We start from the raw sequence: 21,256 nt of genomic DNA, 5'->3' as shown, positions 1-21,256 counted from the left end.
ACGTGGCGGACGTCGATCAGGCGAAGCAGGCTGCCCGCGAACATGTGTGGGCACTGCTGGAACGGGAACATGCCGTTCCGCCTGGTGTCCACGGCCGCATCCCCTCCTTCCACGGTGCCGAGGAGGCCGCAGATCGCCTGGCAGACCTGCCCGAGTGGAAGAACGCGCGGGTGGTCAAGGCGGTGCCGGATACCGCTCAGCAGCCCGTCCGAGCCCGCGCGCTGCGAGAAGGCAAGCTCGTCTACATGGCGGTTCCCAAGCTCGCCGGAGAACGGCCGTTCATCGTGCTCGATCCAACGAAGCTGGACATCACGCCGGAGGAAGCGGCTGTGCGGCATACCGCTGCCCAGGTCGGTCATCACGTGGATGTTGATGCCATGAGTCCCGTGGACCTGATCGTCTGCGGCAGCGTGGCGGTGAACCGGCGCGGAGTCCGCCTCGGCAAGGGCGCCGGGTACTCGGACATCGAGGTGGCCCTGCTTCAGGAAGCTGGTCTCATCGGGCCTGACACCACGATCGTGACGACAGTGCACGCGCTCCAGGTCGTGGACGACGAGCTGCCCGAGACTGCACACGACTTCAGCGTCGATGTGGTCGTGACACCAGAGACGACGATCCGCTGCCCGGAGCCACGGCGACCGCGGGGCCTGCTGTGGGATGAGCTATCCGCCGAGAAGATCGCGGCTATCCCGGTGTTGGCATCGCGACGGCGATCGTTCAGCTGACAGAGATCAGCCGCGGCCGACTCTTGGGCCGGCCGCAAGCCCCAAGGCATCCACGTCGTTGGCCGCCGGGCTACGACCCCGCAATCTCTCTACCAGCCGCAACAGGGGTTCGTCAGGGTTTGAGAGGAAGTCACGGAAGGCCCGCCCTCTTCGTCAGGGACCTGCCGTCGAGTACGGGGTTCAGCGCAGGGTAAGCGTGGTCTGGGAGGCGACGCGGGTCAGCTTCTCAGGGTTGCGGACGTAGTAGAGGCCGCTGACGCGCGCGTCCTCGACCCGGATCGCCAGGACGCCGTCGAGCTCGCCGTCCAGGCGCACGACGAGCGCCGGGTTGCCGTTGACCACGGTCGGCTCGCCGGTGAGCGTGCCGTGGACCTTGCCGAGCCCACCGAGGAACATCCGGACCACCTTCTCCGCGCCGGTGACCGGCCGCAGCGCCGCCCGCTTGACCCCGCCGCCGTCGCCGACCAGGACGATGTCGGGAGCCAGCACGTCGAGGAGCGTCTGCGGATCCCTCGATTCGAGCGCGCGCCGCAGCGACTCCAGGACCGTGCGGACCTGGCTCGGCGGAACCACCTCGCGCGGACGGCGGGCATCGACGTGCCGTCGGGCCCGGTGCGCGATCTGGCGCACGGCGGCGGGGGTCTTGTCGACGGCGGCGGCGATCTCGTCGTAGCCGACCTGGAAGACCTCGCGCAGCACGAACACCGCGCGCTCGGTCGGCGCCAGCGTTTCGAGCACGAGCATCAGCGCCATCGACACGCTCTCGGCCAGCTCGACGTCCTCGGCCACGTCCGGTGTGGTGAGCAGCGGCTCGGGCAGCCACGGGCCGACGTAGGACTCCTTGCGCCTGCGCATCGTGCGCAACCGGTTGAGCGACTGCCTCGTGGTGATCCGGACCAGGTAGGCGCGATGGTCGCGCACCCGCGCCAGGTCGACCTCGACCCACCGCAGCCAGGTCTCCTGGAGCACGTCCTCGGCGTCGGCCGCCGATCCGAGCATCTCGTAGGCGACGGTGAAGAGCAGGTTGCGGTGGGCGACGAAGGCGTCCGTCGCCGGATCGGCGACCGGGGCCTTCGTGCCTGCCGGCCGGTCCCGGTCACCGGCGGCCGTCGAGCGTGCGTCCACGGCTCGCTCCTCTCGTTGGTCGCCGTCCGATCGTCGGTCGCCGTCCGACGGCGACCTCGAAGGCGTCGGCCTCAGGACACCGGCCGTTCGACCGCTGTGACAACGGCGTGAGGCAGGTCACCCGTGGAGCGGCGGGCCTGGTTCGTCTCGTGGAGGACCGCCCAGGCGTCCGCCACCGGACCCACGTGCCGGAGCTTGTCGGGGTTGATCACCGTGCGGATCGTCCGGACCCGCCCGTCGAGGACCTCCAGCGCCCACGTGTTGACGACCTTGCCGTCGCGGTCGCGGAACACCGCGCCCGGCTCGCCGTTCACCGGGCGCTGCTCCACCACGCCGCCGATCCGCACGAACGGCGGCACGAGCGCGGCCAGCACCCGGGCCACGTTCTCGGCGCCGACGAAGCGGGTGGCCCACTGGGGTGCCTTGCCGCCGCCGTCACCGACCAGCTGCACGTCGGCGGCGAGGATCTCCCGCAGCCCGTCGAGGTCCCCCTCCCGGAAGGCGCCGAAGAACCGCTCGGCGAGTTCCGCGCGCTCCCGCCGGTCGGCCGCGAACCGGGGCCGGCCCGCGTCCACGTGCCGGCGCGCCCGCACCGCGAGCTGACGGCACGCCGCCTCCGAGCGCCCCACGGCCGAGGCGACCTCGGGGAAGGCGAACCCGAACACCTCCCGCAGCACGAAGACCGCGCGCTCCAGCGGTGTGAGCCGCTCCAGCAGCACCAGGGCCGCCATCGACAGCGAGTCGGCCAGCTCCGCCGAGCGCTCCGGGTCCTGGTACGGGTCGGTGAGCAACGGCTCGGGGAACCACGGCCCGACGTAGGACTCCCGCCGGACGCGGGCCGAGCGCAGCACGTCGATCGCGATGCGGGTCACCACGGCCGAGAGGTACGACTTGGTCGACGTGGGCCGGGTCGGGGAGGCCGCATACCGCAGCCAGGTCTCCTGGACCGCGTCCTCGGCCTCACCCACGCTGCCGAGGATCCGGTAGGCGATCGAGAACAACAGCGGCCGCAGCTCTTCGAACTCCTCGGTGCGCGTCACGCCGGCCCCTCCCCCGTCGCCACCCATGCTGCCCGCCGTGCGGACCGCCGTCACCACGGCACCGGGCCGTCGGCGCCGAAGAACCCGCCGGTCGGCCCGTCCGCGCCGAGCGTCGCCAGGCGCACCACGACCTCGGCGCCCTGCGCGGGGGTGAGGTGGCCGGTGTGGTTGTTGCTGTCGGTGTCGACGAAGCCGGGCGCGACGGCGTTGACCAGGATGCCGTCCTCGCGCAGTTCGTTGGCGTACTGCACGGTCAGCGAGTTCAGCGCGGCCTTGGAGGGCGTGTACGCGGCCGACGGCAGCAGGCTCGCGAACGGGCCGTGCGGGTCGCCGGTCAACGTCAGCGACGCGGCGTGGCTGCTGACGTTGACGATGCGGGGCACCGGTGACCGCCGCAGCAGCGGGAGCACCGCGTTGGTCACCGCGATCACCCCGAAGACGTTGGTCTCGAACACCGCACGCACCATCTCCGGGTCCACCGAGCTGGGCACCTGGTCGACCGCGTCCTGGGGCGAGACCTGCCCCGAGCCGGTGATGCCCGCGTTGTTCACCAGCACGTCGAGGCGGCCGAAGCGCTCCTCGACCTGCCGCGCGACCGCCCGTGCGGTGGTGACGTCGGTGACGTCCAGGGTGACCGCGTGCGCGTCCCCACCGGACGCGCGCAGCGCCGCCGCGACCTCCTCACCGCGCCGCAGGTCCCTGGCACCGACCAGGACCGTCGTACCCAGCGCGGCCAACTGCTCGGCCACCGCCCGGCCGATCCCCTTGTTCGCCCCGGTGACCAGCGCGACCGTCCGCCGCGTGTCGTGCTCACCCATGATCGAGTCTCCTCACCCGGGGTCGCGGGTCGTTCCCGGACCCCCGTCGACCCCCTAGACGAGACAGCCATGGTCATTTGTGACACGCCACCACGGCGGCGGGGGCCGCGTTCAACGGCGGTAGCCTCGATCGCCGTGGACCTTCTGCCGTTCGACGAGTACGCGGCCTCACTGAACCGCAAGCGCACGGCCGCAGGCGTCCTCTTCCGAGACCAGGCGGGCCGCGTTCTCCTGGTGGAGACCACGTACAAGAAGACATGGGAGATCCCCGGAGGGTCCGTGGACGCCGGGGAAGCACCCTGGCGAACCGCCGTTCGGGAGGTCGCGGAGGAAATCGGCATCGACCGCCCTCTCGGACCGCTCCTGGTGATCGACTACATCCCCACCGACGACCCGATGCCCGAGGGCTTGGCGTTCGTCTTCGACGGTGGGGTGATCACCGAGGACGACGTGAACGCGATCGAACTCACGGATCCGGAAATCCGCTCGGTCGGCCTCTACACCGTGGCCGACGTCCGTGATCTGGTGAAACCAACCCTGGCCCGCCGGATCGACGCCGCCCTCAACGCCGTCGTGACGGGCCGACTGGTTCTCTGCGAGTCGGGCTACGCCGTCAGCTGACCATCAGGCGAGAATGTACAGACCTGTTTTGATGATCGACAGCAACCAAACTCTATCCAACCAGAGGTTGTAGGTTGATAGTGTCTCACGGCGGGACGTTCTCCGTGAGACACCCTGCCGTGAGGTTGGGTGGCGCACCTTCCGGTACACCACCCAACAGGTCACCTGATCAGGTCGCTGATCCCACCGATCAACGCGACGACCTGAACCAGGGCACCGAGAAGGACGACGGCCTGGTCAGAGCGGTACCTTTGGCCAGGCTGGCGTTCCTCGCCATGCTCGGGATCGTCATCCTCCGCATGATCGTTTCCTTCCAATGCGCACCTCCATGTGATCACCTCACGACGAGGTGAGCCGGCTTGCCCGGCTCACGTGACGCCGGTAAGCCCGCGAAGGCGCGTCAATCCTGTGGATCTTCTTTCAGTCGGCCCACTTCACGTAGTGCCGCACTCCCGGGAATGTATCCAGTCGTACGATTCACGTGAAGTGGGTTGACCCGAAATCTTCAGGCAGACAGCAGGGACGAGCATTGCCCGGGCACCTGTTGCCGCTGGCCGCCCTCTATGGCGTGCCTCGTCGACCAGGCGACAAGGGTATGCAGTCGCTACAACCGGTCACACAGGCCGTAGTTTCTGTGTTCGCGGGTCATCCTGTCCTGCGCCGTGCGCAACACTGTGGACGTCGCCTCGCCCGACGGCCCCTGATGACACGCTCGCCGGATTGTCGTCGGCGGTGATCGGGTGGAACCATGCGCCATGGCCCTGTTACCGAAGTACTCGGTCTACCACTCCGCCGTCCTCGACGCCGACCCCGACGAGGTGTGGGCGCAGGTGCGGGACATGATGGTGCTGCTGGACATCGTGTTCGGCGACGGCGTCGACAACGCGCACTGGACCAACGGCGGTTCGGTCAAGAAGGTCCCCTCCTCGTTCGAGTTCACCCTCCTGCCGAACCACGACTTGGCGCGGGAGGAAGTGGTGGGGCGCTCGGAGACCGACCGCTCGCTGACCTACCGCTCGGTGGCACAGGTGCTGTTCATCGTCGACTACGTGGCCACCTACCGAGTCCGGCCGGTGACGGACGAACCCGGCCGCAGCTTCCTCGACTGGCAGCGCGAGTTCCGCGTCGTCCCCGGCGCACCGGACGGTTTCGCGGCCGACCTCGAAGCCCTCTTCGCGCAGGAGATCGCCAGCGTGAAGGCCCACTTCGCGGCCTGACGGCCGTTGTTACCGTGGGGCATGACCAGCGAATCCCCCGAGTTGGCACGACGGCGTCGCGAGCAGCTCCGCGACTTCCTGCGCGCCTGCCGGGCCCGCCTCACGCCCGACGACGTCGGCGTGGTGGCGACCGGCAGGCGGCGGACGCCCGGTCTGCGGCGCGAGGAGGTCGCCGCGCTGGCCGGGGTCGGCGTGTCCTGGTACACCTGGCTCGAACAGGGCCGTGACATCAACGTCTCCACCGAGGTGCTGGACGCGATCGGCCGGGCGTTGCGGCTGACCGAACCCGAGCGCACGCACCTGTACCTGCTGGCCGGTCTCAACCCGCCCCGACCGGCCGGTGTGGACGGTGGCGCGGTCACCCCGGAGCTGCGGCAGCTGCTGGACGCGTGGAACCCGCGGCCCGCGATCCTCCGCGACCGGTACTGGAACCTGCTCGCGGTCAACGACGCGACGCGCGCGGTGTTCGGCTACGACGACACCGACCACAACTGCCTGGTCTCGTTCTTCACCAACGCCCGGTACCGGAACGCGCACGTGCACTGGGAGTCGGTCGCGTCGGTCGTGGTCGCCGCCTTCCGCGCCGCGATCGCGCACCGCCCCGACGACCCGGGGTTCGCCCGCGTGGTCGACCGCCTCGGCGCCGTGAGCCCCGAGTTCGCCGAGCTGTGGGCGCGCCACGAGGTGGCCGTGCCCGGCCAGGCGGTGAAGGCGGTGCGCCACCCGGAAGCCGGTGAGCTGGTGTTCGACATGACGACGCTGACCGTCACCGACCACCCGGACTGGCACGTGGAGCTGTACAACCCGCGGCCCGGCACCGGGACCGGGGAACGGGTGGCGGCGTTGCTGCCCGTCCGGCTCGCCGCACCGGCCTGACCAGGGTGGTGGTGCCACTCCCAGGTTGACCGCGCCCTGGTCGCGGCACGCGCCGGTCGGCACGCTGGGTCCCATGGAGCACAGCACTTCCCCGATCGCACACAGCAGGTTCGACGGCCGGATCGCCCTCGTCACCGGCGGCACCAGCGGCATGGGACTGGCCACCGCGCGCAGGCTGCTCGCCGAGGGCGCCCACGTCGTCATCACCGGGCGTGACAAGACCCGGCTGGACGCCGCCGCCGAGGACCTGGACGGCGGCGACCGCGTCCTCGCGGTGCGCGGCGACGTGGCGGACCCCGCCGACCTCGACGCGGTGGTGGACGCGATCCGCGACCGGCACGGCAGGCTGGACGTGGTGTTCGCCAACGCGGGCGTCGCGTCGTTCCAGCCGAACGGCGAGGTCACCGAGGCCGAGTTCGACCGGGTGGTGGACATCAACTTCAAAGGCGTGTTCTTCACCGTCCAGAAGACCCTGCCGCTGCTGTCCGACCACGCGGCGGTCGTGATCAACGCGTCGTGGACGCTGCACCGCGGCCTGCCCGGCGGCTCCCTGTACGCGGCGACCAAGGCGGCCGTGCACAACCTGGCGCGCACCCTCGCCGCCGAGCTGGCGACCAGGGGCATCCGGGTCAACTCGGTCAGCCCCGGCTACATCGAGACACCGATGTTCCACGACAACGTGCCCGCCGAGGCGCGGGCCGCCGTCGTCGCCGCGGTGCCCGCCGGTCGCTTCGGCACCGCCGACGACGTCGCGGGCGCGGTCGCCTTCCTCGCCTCCGCCGAGGCGTCCTACGTCAACGGGCAGGACCTGGTGGTCGACGGCGGCCTCGTCGCGGCCGCGGGCGTCGGGTGACGGGGTCGTCCCGACCGCGCGACGATCGGCGGCGGTGGTCGCGGGACCGACCGCTACGAGTTCCGGATCCCCGATGAGTGACCGGCGGGCGATGGTGCCGGTCGAGCCCACCCGCGTCCACCACGTCGTCGGTGTCGAGCCGATCCGGCCGGGTGTGCTGCCGGGGAGCTGATCGGGCCCTCCGTTAGCCTTTCGGGTGATCCACACGCCGTCCCGTGGGAGAGGTGGACACCCTTCGTGACCTACACAGCCGAGATCAGTCGCGCCAACCCGTCGTGCTTCGTGTTCCTGGTCGACCAGTCGGCGTCGATGGAGAACCCGATCGGCGGCGGGCGGCAGCGCAAGTCGGACGTGGTCGCCGACGCCATCAACCGGCTGCTCGCCGAGCTGAGCGTGAAGTGCGCGAAGGAGGAGGGCGTCCGCGACTACTTCCACGTCGCCGTCATCGGCTACGGGCACGGGGTCGGCTCGGCGTTCACCGGCCCGCTCGCGGGACGGGAGCTGGTGCCGCTCAGCCAGGTCGCCGAGAAGCCGGCGCGGGTGGAGAAGCGGGTCAAGGAGGTGCCCGACGGCGCGGGCGGGCTGGTGGAGACGACCACCCGGTTCCCGGTCTGGGTCGACCCGGTCGCCCACGGCGCGACGCCGATGTGCCGGGCGCTGTCCCTGGCCGAGTCGCTGGTGTCGGACTGGGTGGTCCGGCACCCGGACGGCTTCCCGCCGATCGTGCTCAACCTGACCGACGGCGAGTCCACCGACGGCGATCCCGCCGGAGCCGCGTGGGCCGTGCAGACGCACGTGACCGCCGACGGCGCCGCGTTGCTGTTCAACCTGCACGTCTCGGCCACCGACGCGGTGCCGGTGACGTTCCCCGACACCGACACCGCGCTGCCCGACGCCTACGCGCGCACGCTGTTCGGCATGTCCAGCCCGCTGCCACCGCACATGCGCTTCTACGCGATGCAGCAGGGCGTGGCCGCGGGCGACCTGACCCGGGGGTTCGTCTACAACGCCGACATCACCTCGCTCGTGCAGTTCCTGGACATCGGAACGCGTGCCACGGACCTGCGCTGAGCAGCGGCATGGTCACCTCCTCCCTCCGCGTGCCCAAGCACGGCCACACACCGGGTGAGTGCGAGGACGCCGCCCGCGTCCTGCCCGCCGCCGACGAGGGGACGTGGCTCGCCGCGGCCGTCGCCGACGGCGCGTCGGAGAGCCTGCTCGCGGGCCCGTGGGCCGACCTGCTGACCAGGACCGTCACCGACGCCGTGCGCGACGACGACCGCGTGCTGCGGGACGTGGACCGCTTCGCGGCGGCCCTGATGGGCGCCGGGGAGGCGTGGCGCCGGTGGCTCGCCGACTACGTGGCCGACCGTGAGGCCGGCGGCCGCCCGATCGCCTGGTACGAGCAGCCCAAGCTGGACCGCGGGCCGCACGCCGCCGTGCTCGCCGCGCGGTTCGACACCGGGCCGTCGGCGACCCGGTGGGAGGTCGCCGCCCTGGGTGACAGCTGCCTGTTCCACACCCGCGACGACCGGCTGCTGCGAGCGTTCCCGCTGGAGTCGGCGGCGGCGTTCGACAACTCGCCGGGGCTGGTCAACGCGTTCGACCGGGACGGCGCGCTGCTGGCACGGCACGTGCGGACGGCGTCGGGCGCCGCGGAACCGGGCGACCGGTTCTTCCTCTGCACCGACGCGCTCGCCGCGTGGTTCCTGGGTGCGGCCGAACGCGGCGACCGACCGTGGCACGTACTGGACGAGTTCACGCGCTCGGGTGATCTCGACGCGTTCACGGCGTGGTTGACCACGACCCGCGCGGAGGGGTTGATGCGCAATGACGACGTCACCGTCGTTCACGTCGCCTTCGAGTGAGCCCGCCCGCGCGTTCCCGTCCGGCGCGACCTACGTCGAGGCGCTCCAGGACACCGCGCTGTGCTTCCGCAGCACCGACCTGGCCGGGGCCGAGGTGCGGGTCGACGCGTTGGGCCGACCCCGCGCGATCTCGGGCAACTTCGCCGGTGTCTTCTCGGTGACCGTCGCCGACGGCACCCGTTACGCGATCAAGTGCTTCACCCGCGAGGCACCGGAGCAGGCGACCCGCTACCGCGCCATCGGCGAGCACCTGGCGGGCTTGGCCGACGGCTGGACCGTCGGCTTCGACTACCTCGACCGGGGCATCCTCGTGGAGGGCGCCTGGTACCCCGTGCTGCGGATGGAGTGGGTGGAGGCGGTCAACCTCCTGCGCTGGGTCGACCGGCACGTCGACGACCCGGCGGCGCTGCGGCGGGTCGCCGACCGGTTCGCGCGCCTGGTCGCCGACCTCGCCGCGGCCCGCGTCGGGCACGGAGACCTGCAGCACGGCAACCTCCTGGTCACCGACGACGGCTCGCTGAAGCTGGTCGACTACGACGCCACGTACGTGCCCGCGCTCGCGGGCCTGCCCGCCGCCGAGACGGGGCACCGCAACTACCAGTCGCCCGACCGCACCTCGTCGGACTTCGGCCCGGAGGTCGACCGGTTCTCGTCCTGGGTGGTCTACCTGTCGCTGGTGGCGGTGGCGACCGATCCCGCGCTGTGGCGGCAGCTGCGCGACGAGGACGCCGAGCACCTGCTCCTGGCCGAGTCCGACTTCACCGACCCGGCGGGTTCATTCCGGCTCGCCACCCTGACCGGTCACCCCGACGCGCGCCTGCGCGGGCTCGCCGAGCGCTTCCACGACATCCTGCTGCACCACCGCGCCGCTCCCCCGCCGCTCGAACCGCTCACCGGCGTGGAGCCGGTCGGCGTCCCGGACGTGGTCGACACCCCGGCCGCGGTCGCCACCGCCCTGCCGTCGTGGGTGGCCGAACGCCTCCAGCCGCACCGGCCCGCCCCACCGCCCTCGGTGCGGTTCAGCCGGCGCGCACCGGCCCTGGCCGTGCTGACCTGGCTGCTGGTGGTGCTGCTGCCGTTCGGCGTGCCGGCGGCGATCGTCGTGGACGAGGCGGTGGCGGTGGCGGACGTGTCGGCGCTGCTGGCGTGGGCGGCGCTCACGGCGGCCGGCTACCGCCGCCAACCCGAGCACGCACGGGCCCGCGCCGCGCGGGCCGAGCGCAAGCGGCTGGTCGACGACCGATCGGTCGCCGCCGCCCGGACCACCACGGTCGACCAGGAGACCCGGCGGATCGCCGAGGCGACCGAGAGGTCCAGGGCGGAGCAGGACCGGCGGCGCCGGATGCTGCGGCAGCGGCACGACGAGCGCCTGCGAGACCACCAGCGGACCGTCAAGCAGCACCTCGACCGGATCGAGCGCGACCGGCAGTACTCGGCGGCCCGGATGCACCTGGAGGAGCAGCGGCTGCTGGTCCGGCGGCAGAAGGCGCACCTGCGCGCGGAGCTGGCGGGGTTCCGCCTCGCGACCGCGGGCATCGAGGGCGTCGGGCCCGCGCTGACCGCCAACCTGGAAGCGGTCGGTGTCCGCACCGCCGGTGACTTCGTCGGCGTCCGCTACGAGGTGGACGGTCCCGACCGGGTGGCGGTCTTCGTCCTCGCCGACGGCCGCGGTGTGAGCGCGGCCGGTGTCGGTGAGGTGGCCGCGGGGCTCATCGACCGGTGGCGCGCCCGCCTGACCGCCGAGGCCTCGGCCGACCGGCCGACGTCGTTGACGCCCGTGGAGCACCAGGCGCTAAAGATTCGGTCCGCCGTTGAGCGGGCCGCGCTGGACGCCGAGCACCAGCGGGTGCTGGCCGAGGCCGACGCGAAGGTCGTGGAGCTGCGGGCGGAGCTGCGCGCCGACCAGGTCGCCCTCGCCGACGAGATGAAGAGCGCCAACACTGCCACCGCACGCGCCCGGGTCGACCACGACCGCACGGTCGCCGAAGCCGCCGTGCGCCTGGAACGCGCACGACAAGCCGCAGCCGAGGGCATCACGCGGGCCGAGGCGTTCCGGCCGATCAGCTACCGCCGGTACCTCCGGTTCCTCCTGACGGGCCGGAACTGAGCCGCTTCGGCCGTCGGGCTCCAACTGAGACCGTGACCTGAACCGACGTGCCGGTATTCATTGACATGTTTCGACTCATTGATCGAAACTTTAGGTCATCGACCGGTGATCTTTCGCTCCGTCGCCGCTCCACCACCCTGTCTCAAAGGAGAGCCCTGGTGATCAAGAGTTCGGGCCGCCCGCGGATCCGCTCGGCGGCCGTCATGTTCGCGATAGCCGCGCTCGCGCTGGCCGGCACGTTGACGGCGGTGGCGAGGTCGACGACCGCGACCGCCGCGGCCGGTGGTGTCGTGGCGCTGGCGGGGGTCGAGGACGAGGGCGCGGACTGCGCGGTGTCGCCGCCGGGGTCGTTCCCGTCCAACTCCCGGCTGCCCGACCCGTTCACGAAGCTCAACGGCCAGCGGATCACGTCCAAGTCCGACTGGCGGTGCCGACGGGCCGAGATCCGGGAGCTGGCCGAGCGCCACGTCTACGGCGACAAGCCCGCCAAGCCCTCCAGCGTCACCGGCACCGTCTCCAGCAGCAGCATCACGGTCAACGTCTCCCACAACGGCCGCAGCTCCAGCTTCTCGGCGAGCGTGCAGCTGCCGTCGGGCACGGGTCCGTTCCCGGCGGTGATCGTCTACGGCGGGTTCGGCGGCGACACCGCCACCATCCGGGCCGCCGGCGCCGCGACCATCAGCTTCGACCCCTACTCGGTCGGCCGCGAGGGCACGCCGCGCAACAACAAGCAGGGCGCGTTCTACAGCATCTACGGCAACACCAGCTCCACCGGCCTGCTCATGGCGTGGGCCTGGGGCGTGTCCCGCATCATCGACGTCGTGGAGCAGTCCGGCGGGAACGTCCTGCGCGCCGACATCGGCGTCACCGGCTGCTCGCGCTTCGGCAAGGGCGCCTTCGCCGCCGGTGTGTTCGACCAGCGCGTCGCCCTCACCATGCCGATCGAGTCGGGCACCGCCGGACTGCCCATCTACCGCGGCGTCAACGCCGAGGGCGGCCAGACCCTGTCCAGCGCCTACGGCGAGCAGCCGTGGTTCGGCGACGCCTTCAGCTCCTACACCGGCAACCCCAACGCCGCGCCCATCGACACCCACTCCCTGGTGGCCATGGTCGCGCCGCGCGGCCTGTTCGTCATGGACAACCCCCACATCGCCAACCTCGGCCCCCGTTCCGCGAGCGTGGCCGCGCTGGGCGGCGCGGAGGTCTACAAGGCCCTCGGCGCGGGTGGAAACCTGCTGTACCACTCCAACGTCTCCGACGGCAACCACTGCGCCAACCGGTCCGAGTGGCGCACCCCGCTGACGCAGGCCATCGGCAAGTTCCTGCGCAACACCGGCAGCTTCACCGGCGGCGTGCAGATGCACAGCAAGGCCACCGGCAACCTGTCCCAGTGGCGCGACTGGACCACGCCGACCCTGACCGACGGCCCCACCAGCACGACCACCTCCACCTCCACCTCCACCTCCACCTCTACCTCCACGTCCACTTCCACCTCGACGTCCACCTCCACGTCGACCACGACCTCCACGACCTCCACGACGACCACCTCGCAGCAGCCCGGCGGCTGCACGGCGGCGGTGTCGCTCAACCAGTGGACGGGCGGCTTCGTGGCCACGGTGAAGGTCACCGCCGGCTCCACGCCGCTCAACGGCTGGACCGTCACCATGACCCTGCCGTCGGGCGCCACCGTGACCAACGCGTGGAACACCACCCGCAGCGGCAACACCGGCACGGTGAACTTCCGCAACGTCAGCTTCAACGGCAACCTCGCGGCCGGCCAGTCGACCGAGTTCGGCTACCAGGCGACCGGCACCGGCGCGGGGATGACACCCACCTGCGCGGCCGGCTAGTCGCACCGACCTGTGAGGGCGGGGACCCGGCGTGGAGGCTCGCGGCCTCCACGCCGGGGCTCGGAGCCGTGGATCACAGCGGTGCCGGGGATGACAGCGGGGCGTGGGAGCGTTCACCCTGGTGCACATCCATCGGACCGAGGAGCGGAGCGACCACATGGCTACCGTGACCGAGAAGGCCGTCCTCGCGGGCGGCTGCTTCTGGGGCATGCAGGATCTGTTCCGCCGCCACCCGGGCGTCGTCTCCACGCGCGTCGGCTACACCGGCGGCGACGTGCCGAACGCGACCTACTACAACCACGGCGGCCACGCCGAGGCGATCGAGATCGTCTTCGACCCGGCGCAGCTGAGCTACCGGCAGATCCTGGAGTTCTTCTTCCAGATCCACGACCCGACGACGCGCGACCGCCAGGGCAACGACATCGGCACCAGCTACCGCTCGGCGATCTTCTACACCGACGACGGGCAGAAGCAGGTGGCGGAGGCGACGATCGCCGACGTCGACGCGTCCGGCAAGTGGCCCGCCAGGGTCGTCACCGAGGTCACCCAGGCGGGTGACTTCTGGGAGGCCGAGCCGGAGCACCAGGACTACCTGGAGCGGTTCCCCAACGGCTACACCTGCCACTACGTGCGGCCGGAATGGCAACTCGGCGAGCGTTGAGCACCACCGTCGAGGTGGTGGCGCTGCACGTGTCACCCGTGCACGCCTACGAGGGACGTCCCGGCGACGGACCACGACCCGATCCCGAGCCGGTCTCGCGCGATCACGTCGTGGTCCGGGCGGGCCTGGGCCTGGTGGGCGACCGCTACTTCAACCGACCCGCCCACCGCACGGCCGCCGTGACCGTCTTCGCCGTCGAGGCGCTGGAGGACGTCACCGGCGGGCTCGGCCTGACCACCGCGCCGAGCCCGCTGGTCGTGCGGCGCAACATCGTGCTGCGCGGGTTCGACGTGGACCGACTCGCCCGGCACGACGTGTTCAGCCTGGATTCCGGCGACGGCCCGGTGAGGTTCGAGACCCACCGCCCAGCGAACCCGTGCGCGTGGATGAACGCCGTGATCGCTCCGGGTGCGTTCCGGGCGCTCCGCGGCCGCGGCGGGAAGCGCTGCGTCCCGCTGGACGACGGCCTGCTCCGGCTGGGCCCGGCGACCCTGGTCGCCTGAGCACGTCGGCGCACCCGGACATCACGCCGCCGTCGCCGGTCAGCGCACCATCCGGAAGAAGGTGCGCAGCTCCTCGGCGAACAGGGCGGGCTGTTCCCACGCGGCGAAGTGGCCGCCTCGGATGGGTTCACCCCAGTGGCGGATGTCGGTGTAGCGGCGGGCGGCCCAGCGGCGGGACGGGCGTGGCACCTCCTTGGGGAAGACGGTGCAGCCGGTGGGAACGGTGACGGTGTCGTCGGTCGCGGTGCTGAACCACTCGCCGACCTGGCGGAAGCTCTCCCAGTACAGCCGGGCCGACGAGGCCGCGGTGCGGGTGAACCAGTACAGGGTGATGTCGTCGAGCATCTCGTCGCGGGTGAGCACGGTCTCCGGTGTGCCGCCGCTGTCGGTCCAGGAGGCGAACTTCTCGACGATCCAGGCGCACAGCCCGGCGGGGGAATCGGTGAGGGCGTAGCCGACCGTCTGGGGCTTCGTGGTCATCTGCTCGGCGTAGCCGGACTCGTGGGACTGGGCGTGGCGCAGGTCGGCGAGTGCCGTCCGCTCCGCCGCGGTGAGGTCGTCGAACGTGGCCGGGTCGGGTGCGGCGATCGGGGGCATCACGTGGATGCCGGCGAGTTGGCCGGTGTCCTGCTGCCCCATGCTGGTGGTGACGCTGGTGCCCCAGTCGCTGCCCTGCGCGCCGTAGCGCCGGTAGCCGAGCCGGGCCATCAGCTCCCGCCAGGCCGCGGCGATGCGTCGCACGCCCCAGCCGGGTTCGGCGGGCCGGTCGCTGAAGCCGTAGCCGGGCAGTGACGGGATCACCAGGTGGAAGGCGTCGGCCGGGTCGGCGGGCTCGGTCAGCAGCGGGACGACCTTCTCGAACTCCAGCACCGAGCCGGGCCAGCCGTGGGTGAGGACCAGCGGCAACGCCTGCTCGTGCGGGGAGCGCACGTGCAGGAAGTGGATGCCGGTGCCGTCGACCTCCGCGCGGTACTGCGGAAGTGCGTTCAGGCGCCGTTCGGTGGCGCGCCAGTCGTACTCGGTGGCCCAGTAGTGGCACAGCTCGCGCAGGTACGCGAGCGGCACACCCTGCGACCAGTCGGCGACCACCTCCTCGTCCGGCCAACGCGTGCCCAGCAGCCGGTGCCGCAGGTCGACCAGCTCGTGGTCCGGTACGGCGATGTGGAACGGGATCACCGGTCGATCCTCCCTCATCGTGACTATCTGACGATTTTCCCAATCGGCACGTTACTTCTCACCAAGAGTGGTAGGCATGTGGTGATGCACACCACACCGGCGTGCATGGCAGGGGGGAACGATGTTGAGAAGAACCATGCTCGGAATACCCGTGGTGGCGGCGTTGGCGATGGGGTCGCTGACCGCGACCGCCGTCGCCGAGCCGGAGGTCTCGCACGTGCCGGGCGAGGTCCACCTGGCCACCTTCGGCAGCCCGGGTGCGACAGGGGTGGCGCACACGGTCCGCCGCGGCGACGGCAACTGGTACGGGTTCGGCTACCTGGGCACGTCCCACTCGCAGCGCCAACTGGTGTCGGCCATCGTCGGCGGCGAGGAGCACCTGCTGTACGAGGACTACTCCGGCCTGCCCTACCGGCCGTGGCTGCACCACAGGATCCGCCACGCCGACGGTTCGTGGTCGGAGGTGGTCGGCAGTCCCGACACCACCGGGTCCACCACCGACCTGGCCGTGGCGGCCGTCGCGGGCGAGCTGCACCGGGTGCGGCGCAACAGCGGCGACGACACCCTGCGGCACAACGTGCGCCACGCCGACGGCACGTGGTCGGAGACGGTCGCGATACCGGCCCTGAGCTCGCCGACCAGCAACGTCGCGATCGCGGGCGTCGGCGGGGACCTGCGCCTGCTGGTCGACGGCATCGGCGGTGACACGGTCATCGTGTCCTACGTCCGGCACGCCGACGGCACGTGGGAGCAGACGCCCGACGTCCCGTTCACCCCGCCGGTGGCCGGGGTGACGGCCGTCAACGTCGAGGTCGCGCAGGTGGGTACCGAGCTGCACGCCGCGGTGACCGGCAGCGACGGCCGCCTGTACCACGCCGCGCAGCGGTCGAACGGCGCCTGGACCGGCTTCCACGACATCGCGTCGCAGACGGGCGTACCGCGCGGCACCGTCACCAGCGCCGCGATCACCGCCGCACGAGGAACGCTGCACGTGGCCGTCACCACCAGCGAAGGCCGGATCCTCCACACGATCCGCTCCGGCGACGGCCGCTGGCGACCGTTCGGGGACGTGCTGGACGCGACCGGATCGCCGAGCCTGACGCCGAACGGCCTCACCATCGCCGGCAGCTGACCCGGCGGTGCGGCGACCGGGGTCGTGCCCGGTCGCCGCACCGCTGGTCCACGCAATGACGCGCGCCCGCACAGGGCTGCGTAAAAAAGGGGGAAATGCAATGTTGAGGAGAACCACGCTCCAAATACCGATCATCGCGGCACTGGCCATGGCGTCACTCACGGCCACCGCACCCGCCCAGGCCGAACCGGAAGTCCTGCACGTCCCGGGGGAAGTGCACTTCGCCATGACGGCGCACGGGGCCGAGGTGCTGCACACCGTCCGCCGCGGTGACGGCAACTGGTACCCGTTCAACTTCGTGCCGAACGCACCGGTCGGTCACAGTCCGCACACGGTGGCCTCGGCCATCGTGGGCAGCGAAGAGCACGTGATGACCTACTACAGCCACGGGATCGGTCCCCAGACCTCGACGTGGTACGTCATCCGCCGCGCCAGCGGCTCGTGGGCGACGCAGGTCTCCCCTCCCGGTGGCGGCACGACCGCCACGTTCGCCCTGGCCGGGGTGGCGGGCGAGCTGCACCGGGTGGGATGGGACCGCACCGGTGACGGCTCCCTGCAGCACGCGCTGCGGCGTTCCGACGGCACGTGGTCGAGCCTGTCGACCGTGCCGGTCCAGTCCACCTACGGCGACGAGTTCGCCATCGCGGGCTCCGGCGGCGCCCTGCACGTGTTGGTCAACAACATCCCGCTGGGAGGGGCCTTCTCGTCCTTCGTCCGGTACGCGGACGGCGGGTGGGAGCGACTGCCCGACGTGCCGTTCACCCCACCGACCGGCACGAGGGCCGTCACCGTCGTGATGACCCAGGTCGGCACGGAGCTGCACGCCGTGGTGACCGGCGGCGACGGCCGGCTCTACCACGCCGCGCGGCGGTCGAACGGCGCGTGGACCGCGTTCCACGACGTCGCGTCGCAGACCGGTGATCCGGGCAGCGTGGTGCGCCAGGCCACGATCACCGCGGCGAGCGGCGCGTTGCACCTGGCGATCGCGACCGACGACCAGCGGCTGCTGCACACGATCCGCTTCGGCGACGGCAGCTGGCTGCCGTACGGCGACGTCGAGCAGGCCACGGGGTGGCAGGGCGACCCGGGCCGGATCAGCATCGCGGGCAGCTGATCCGTCGGCGTGGTCGGTGGTCGCCGCACCGGGACCACCGACCACGCCGATCCGGTCGGACGGCATTCGCGGAGCGGCCCCGGCCGCACGCCGTGGATCCCCGGGAGGGACCACGGCCACCACCACCAGTTCAACCGCGTCGACCACCGCTGCTCCCCCGCTGACTGGTCGACGGCGCACGGCTCGGCGCACCGAGTGCTCCTCGACCTGCCGACGAGCGCGTTCAGCCGGGGAGTCGAACGCCCCCGTGCCCCCCTGTGGTGCCCCCTGTCCCGATCAGTGGAGCTGGCCCGGTGGACGGGCGGACAAGTAGCTTCTGGCTGTGTCGGAACGGGACGAGGTCATCGCCGGGCGGTATCGGTTGGTGGAGTTGGTCGGGCGCGGCGCGGCCGGGGTGGTCTGGCGGGCGCGCGACGAGCGGCTGGGGCGAGCCGTCGCGGTCAAGCTCCTCGGGGCGGGTGGCTCGCCCGTCGCGGTGGAGCGGATGGTGCGGGAGGGAAGGGTCGCGGCCCGGTTGCGGCACCCGCACGCGGTCACCGTGCACGACGTCGTGGAGCACGACGGCAAGCCGTGCCTGGTCATGGAGTACCTGCCGTCGCGGACGTTGGCCGAGCTGGTCGACGAGCGCGGACCGTTGCCCGAGGAGCTGGTGGCGGGCGTCGGGTGGCAGGTGGCGTCGGCGCTGGCGGCGGCGCACGCGGCCGGGATCGTGCACCGGGACGTCTCCACGTTCAACGTCCTGCTGGCCGAGGACGGCACGGCGAAGATCGCCGACTTCGGCATCGCGCGGGCGATCGGCGAGAACACCGTGACCGACGCCCGGGTCGTCGTCGGCACGCCCGCGTTCCTCGCCCCCGAGGTGGCCTCGGGCCAGGACGCGGTGTTCGCCTCCGACGTCTACTCCCTGGGCGCGACGCTGTACGCGGCGCTGGAGGGCCACCCGCCGTTCGGGACGACCGACAACCCGTACGCGCTGCTGCGCCGCGTCGCCGACGGCGAGGTGCAACCGCTGCGGTTCCCCGGCCCGCTGGGTGACGTGCTGGAACGGGTGTTGCAGCGCGACCCGGCGCAACGGCCGACGATGGCCGAGACGCACGCCCTGCTGGGCGCGGTCGTGGAGGGCCGGTCGGTGCCGGGCGCGGCGCGGTCCGGTGACACGCGACCGCTGACCGCACCGCACCGCGTGCCGTGGCGGCGGATCGCCCTCATCGCCGGTGCCGTGGTGCTGGTCGCGGGCGGAATCGTGATCGGCAACTCGCTGGCCCGCCACGACTCGACCGGCAACGCCCAGCCCACCGCGACCACGTCCACCTCGACCACGACGTCCGCGACCTCGGCTTCCGCGACCTCGGACACCACGTCCGCCGCGACCACGGGCACCCCGACCAGTACGACGACGGCCACCACCACGACCACCACGACCACCGCGACGGCCAGGCCGGGGTCCGACTGCACCGCCCGGTTCGGGATCACCAACTCCTGGCCCGGCGGCTACCAGGCCCACGTGACCGTGCGCAACGCGAGCGGGCAACCGCTCACCGGGTGGACCGTGACCTGGCCCCGACCGGACGGCCACGCGATCAGCAACCTGTGGAACGGCACCCTCACCGTGGACGAGGGCTCGATGACCGTCACCAACGCCGCGCACAACGCCAAGCTGCCCGCCGACGGCTCGACCACGTTCGGCTTCACGGCCAACGGCCCGTCCACGCCGGATCCGGACCTCGACTGCACTGGGAGCGGCTGAGAGGAGGTCGGACCGGCACGGAGGCTGGTTTGCTCAACCTTCCGCGCCAGTCCGACCCGGCCGGCCGGAGCCGACCTACCGTGTTGGAACGCGCGCACACGGCCATCCTGGGCTACCCCGGACGGCCGATGGGCACACGTAAGATCACCATCACGAAATCCACAGCGGCGGATCCCACCGCCCGGGACCGCCGCGCACCGGGAGACGAACACCTCCACCATGCGACTCACCATCGAGACCCACGTCGTCGCCGATCGCACGAGCGGCCCGTACGGGATCACCACCGGCCCGGACGGCGCGTTGTGGTACACCCTGGTCGGGGCCTCCCGGATCGGCCGGCTGGTACCCGGCGGGCAGCCGACGAGCCACCGGCTCGACCCCGGCTGCGGGCCCACCGTCATCGTCGCCGGCCCGGACGGCGCGCTCTGGTTCACCGAGTTCCAGGCGCACCGCATCGGCCGGATCACCACCGACGGCGAGATCACCGGGTTCACGCCGCCCACGCCCGAGTGCGGTCCGTACGGGCTGGCCGTGGGGCACGACGGCGCGATGTGGTTCACCGAGATCAACGCCGACCGCATCGGCCGGATCACCACGAGCGGTGAGATCACCGAGTTCCCGCTGCCGCTGGCCGGCGCGTTCCCGTCGGCGATCACCGCCGGTCCGGACGGCGCGATGTGGTTCACCCTCAACCAGACGGGCGCGATCGGCCGGATCGACGCCGACGGCACCGTCACCGTCCACCGGCTGCCCACGGAGGCGGCCGGACCGGTCGGGATCTGCGCCGGCGCGGACGACGCCGTCTGGTTCGTCGAGATCGCGGCGGGTCAGGTCGGCCGGGTGACCGTCGACGGGGAGGTCACCGAGTTCCCGCTCGCCGACCGCGCCGCCCGGCCCCACGCGATCGTCGCCGACGACCGCGGCGACCACTGGTTCACCGAGTGGGGCGCCAACCGGATCGGGGTGGTCACCGCCGACGGCTCCGTCGAGTCGCACGCGCTGCCCGCGTCGCACGCGGAGCCGCACGGCATCGCCGTCGGGCCGGACGGCGCGCTGTGGGTCGCGCTGGAGACCGGCGCCCTGGCCAGGATCACCCGCGGCTGACGGTCCGGGCGCCGCTCAGGCCGTGCCCGCGTCCTGCTGGAGGCCGGCCAGGCCGTGCAGCAGCGGCAGGTAGACGTCGTCCACCAGCGACGCCACGGTCTCGTCGGTCAACGGGCCGCCGCAGAAGGTCATGGACTCGTTGCGGACCAGGTCCAGCGGCAGGCGCTTCACCCGGTCGGGCAGCTCGACCGGGGGCAGCTCGGCGCGGGCCGCGGCCTTGCCGACGATCGCCTCCACGGCGTCGGTCAGCGGCGCCGGGTGCGCCAGGCGTTCGGTGAGCAGGGCCGCGACCTCGGGGTGGCGGAAGGCCTCCCCCATGACGCCGGCGACCATCTCGTTCATCATCGAGTCGGCGCGGCGGGCGATCCGGGAGAACAGGACGCGCAGGTCGCCGTCCAGCGAGCCGGTGTCGGGCACGTCCGGTTCCACCGGGATGTTGCGGAACCACGCAGCGAGCACCAGCTCCGCCCGACCGGCCCAGCGGCGGTAGATGACGGGTTTACTGGTTCCCGCCCGTGCGGCCACAGCCTCTATGGTGAGCCGGGCGTAGCCGACGTCGCGCAGCTCGTCCCAGGCCGCGTCGAGGATGGCGTGCTCCAGCTCCGCGCCTCGCCGGCGTGACTTGGTCCCGGTCACCCTGCCCCTTTACCCAGCCTTTAGATACTTTGCGTTTCTTATCGTGCGGGTCTACCTTGCATGGTAGACACGATCCGTTTCTT

Annotated in this window: 20 protein-coding genes; 15 read left to right on the top strand and 5 right to left on the bottom strand. The window is 71.8% G+C overall.

What is annotated here, in order from left to right; all coding sequences use genetic code 11:
- The first annotated feature begins 2 nt into the window (after positions 1 to 2).
- Positions 3 to 725: a 5-formyltetrahydrofolate cyclo-ligase gene (locus tag AB0K14_RS26940; RefSeq protein WP_360460237.1), complete on the top strand. Its 723-nt coding sequence runs from the start codon at positions 3 to 5 to the stop codon at positions 723 to 725.
- A 180-nt stretch (positions 726 to 905) separates the two neighbouring features.
- Here the strand turns inward: AB0K14_RS26940 and AB0K14_RS26935 are convergent, their stop codons facing one another.
- The 3 genes from AB0K14_RS26935 to AB0K14_RS26925 form a co-directional block, all read right to left on the bottom strand.
- Positions 906 to 1,850 carry an RNA polymerase sigma-70 factor gene (locus tag AB0K14_RS26935; RefSeq protein WP_360460239.1) on the bottom strand — a complete coding sequence of 315 codons (945 nt, stop codon included), beginning with the start codon at positions 1,848 to 1,850 and terminating at the stop codon, positions 906 to 908.
- 71 nt (positions 1,851 to 1,921) lie between these two features.
- Positions 1,922 to 2,890: an RNA polymerase sigma-70 factor gene (locus AB0K14_RS26930; RefSeq protein WP_360460241.1), complete on the bottom strand. Its 969-nt coding sequence runs from the start codon at positions 2,888 to 2,890 to the stop codon at positions 1,922 to 1,924.
- Positions 2,891 to 2,940: 50 nt separating this feature from the next.
- Entirely contained in the window at positions 2,941 to 3,708 is a 768-nt protein-coding gene (locus AB0K14_RS26925) for an SDR family oxidoreductase (RefSeq protein WP_360460243.1), read from the bottom strand.
- Between the two features lie 135 nt (positions 3,709 to 3,843).
- On the opposite strand from AB0K14_RS26925, the gene AB0K14_RS26920 reads away from it, so the two are divergent.
- The 10 genes from AB0K14_RS26920 (at position 3,844) to AB0K14_RS26875 (ending at position 14,264) form a co-directional block, all read left to right on the top strand.
- Entirely contained in the window at positions 3,844 to 4,329 is a 486-nt protein-coding gene (locus AB0K14_RS26920) for an NUDIX hydrolase (RefSeq protein ID WP_360460245.1), read from the top strand.
- A 755-nt stretch (positions 4,330 to 5,084) separates the two neighbouring features.
- Complete coding sequence (locus tag AB0K14_RS26915; protein ID WP_360460246.1) at positions 5,085 to 5,546, top strand: SRPBCC family protein; 462 nt, start codon at positions 5,085 to 5,087, stop codon at positions 5,544 to 5,546.
- 21 nt (positions 5,547 to 5,567) lie between these two features.
- A complete protein-coding gene (locus AB0K14_RS26910) occupies positions 5,568 to 6,422 on the top strand; it encodes a helix-turn-helix domain-containing protein (RefSeq protein ID WP_360460248.1) in 855 nt (284 codons plus the stop codon).
- 73 nt (positions 6,423 to 6,495) lie between these two features.
- On the top strand, positions 6,496 to 7,275 hold the full coding sequence (locus tag AB0K14_RS26905) for a glucose 1-dehydrogenase (RefSeq protein WP_360460250.1): 780 nt from the start codon (positions 6,496 to 6,498) through the stop codon (positions 7,273 to 7,275).
- Between the two features lie 237 nt (positions 7,276 to 7,512).
- Entirely contained in the window at positions 7,513 to 8,346 is an 834-nt protein-coding gene (locus AB0K14_RS26900) for a vWA domain-containing protein (RefSeq protein ID WP_360460252.1), read from the top strand.
- 8 nt (positions 8,347 to 8,354) lie between these two features.
- Positions 8,355 to 9,143 (top strand): protein phosphatase 2C domain-containing protein, encoded by a 789-nt coding sequence (locus AB0K14_RS26895; RefSeq protein ID WP_360460254.1) that lies wholly within the window; start codon positions 8,355 to 8,357, stop codon positions 9,141 to 9,143.
- Entirely contained in the window at positions 9,106 to 11,250 is a 2,145-nt protein-coding gene (locus AB0K14_RS26890; protein WP_360460256.1) for a hypothetical protein, read from the top strand. Before AB0K14_RS26895 ends, AB0K14_RS26890 begins: the two co-directional genes overlap by 38 nt.
- 158 nt (positions 11,251 to 11,408) lie before the next feature.
- Complete coding sequence (locus tag AB0K14_RS26885; RefSeq protein WP_360460258.1) at positions 11,409 to 13,100, top strand: cellulose binding domain-containing protein; 1,692 nt, start codon at positions 11,409 to 11,411, stop codon at positions 13,098 to 13,100.
- 157 nt (positions 13,101 to 13,257) lie between these two features.
- Positions 13,258 to 13,761: a peptide-methionine (S)-S-oxide reductase MsrA gene (gene msrA, locus AB0K14_RS26880; protein ID WP_360466747.1), complete on the top strand. Its 504-nt coding sequence runs from the start codon at positions 13,258 to 13,260 to the stop codon at positions 13,759 to 13,761.
- The gene (locus tag AB0K14_RS26875) at positions 13,740 to 14,264 is read left to right on the top strand and encodes a molybdenum cofactor biosysynthesis protein (protein WP_360466750.1); all 525 of its coding nucleotides are present in this window, start codon (positions 13,740 to 13,742) and stop codon (positions 14,262 to 14,264) included. Before msrA ends, AB0K14_RS26875 begins: the two co-directional genes overlap by 22 nt.
- 39 nt (positions 14,265 to 14,303) lie before the next feature.
- On the opposite strand, the gene AB0K14_RS26870 is transcribed toward AB0K14_RS26875, so the two are convergent.
- On the bottom strand, positions 14,304 to 15,458 hold the full coding sequence (locus AB0K14_RS26870) for an epoxide hydrolase family protein (RefSeq protein WP_360466753.1): 1,155 nt from the start codon (positions 15,456 to 15,458) through the stop codon (positions 14,304 to 14,306).
- Positions 15,459 to 15,576: 118 nt separating this feature from the next.
- Between AB0K14_RS26870 and AB0K14_RS26865 the strand changes: the two genes are divergently transcribed.
- The 4 genes from AB0K14_RS26865 to AB0K14_RS26850 all read left to right on the top strand — a co-directional run bounded on the left by AB0K14_RS26865 (position 15,577) and on the right by AB0K14_RS26850 (position 20,537).
- Positions 15,577 to 16,572: a hypothetical protein gene (locus AB0K14_RS26865; protein ID WP_360466756.1), complete on the top strand. Its 996-nt coding sequence runs from the start codon at positions 15,577 to 15,579 to the stop codon at positions 16,570 to 16,572.
- 100 nt (positions 16,573 to 16,672) lie between these two features.
- The gene (locus tag AB0K14_RS26860; protein WP_360455903.1) at positions 16,673 to 17,686 is read left to right on the top strand and encodes a hypothetical protein; all 1,014 of its coding nucleotides are present in this window, start codon (positions 16,673 to 16,675) and stop codon (positions 17,684 to 17,686) included.
- 322 nt (positions 17,687 to 18,008) lie between these two features.
- Positions 18,009 to 19,433, top strand: a complete 1,425-nt coding sequence (locus AB0K14_RS26855; RefSeq protein WP_360455900.1) for a protein kinase — start codon at positions 18,009 to 18,011, stop codon at positions 19,431 to 19,433.
- 219 nt (positions 19,434 to 19,652) lie between these two features.
- Positions 19,653 to 20,537: a virginiamycin B lyase gene (locus AB0K14_RS26850; protein ID WP_360455897.1), complete on the top strand. Its 885-nt coding sequence runs from the start codon at positions 19,653 to 19,655 to the stop codon at positions 20,535 to 20,537.
- A gap of 15 nt (positions 20,538 to 20,552) precedes the next feature.
- Here AB0K14_RS26850 and AB0K14_RS26845 read toward each other — a convergent pair whose 3' ends face one another.
- On the bottom strand, positions 20,553 to 21,173 hold the full coding sequence (locus AB0K14_RS26845; RefSeq protein WP_360455894.1) for a TetR/AcrR family transcriptional regulator: 621 nt from the start codon (positions 21,171 to 21,173) through the stop codon (positions 20,553 to 20,555).
- Between the last annotated feature and the right edge of the window lie 83 nt (positions 21,174 to 21,256).

The sequence above is a fragment of the Actinosynnema sp. NPDC050801 genome, from assembly GCF_040673975.1.
Lineage (GTDB): Bacteria > Actinomycetota > Actinomycetes > Mycobacteriales > Pseudonocardiaceae > Actinosynnema.
Note: the sequence above shows the minus strand (reverse complement) of the source record. Positions and strands in the feature narration are given on the sequence as shown.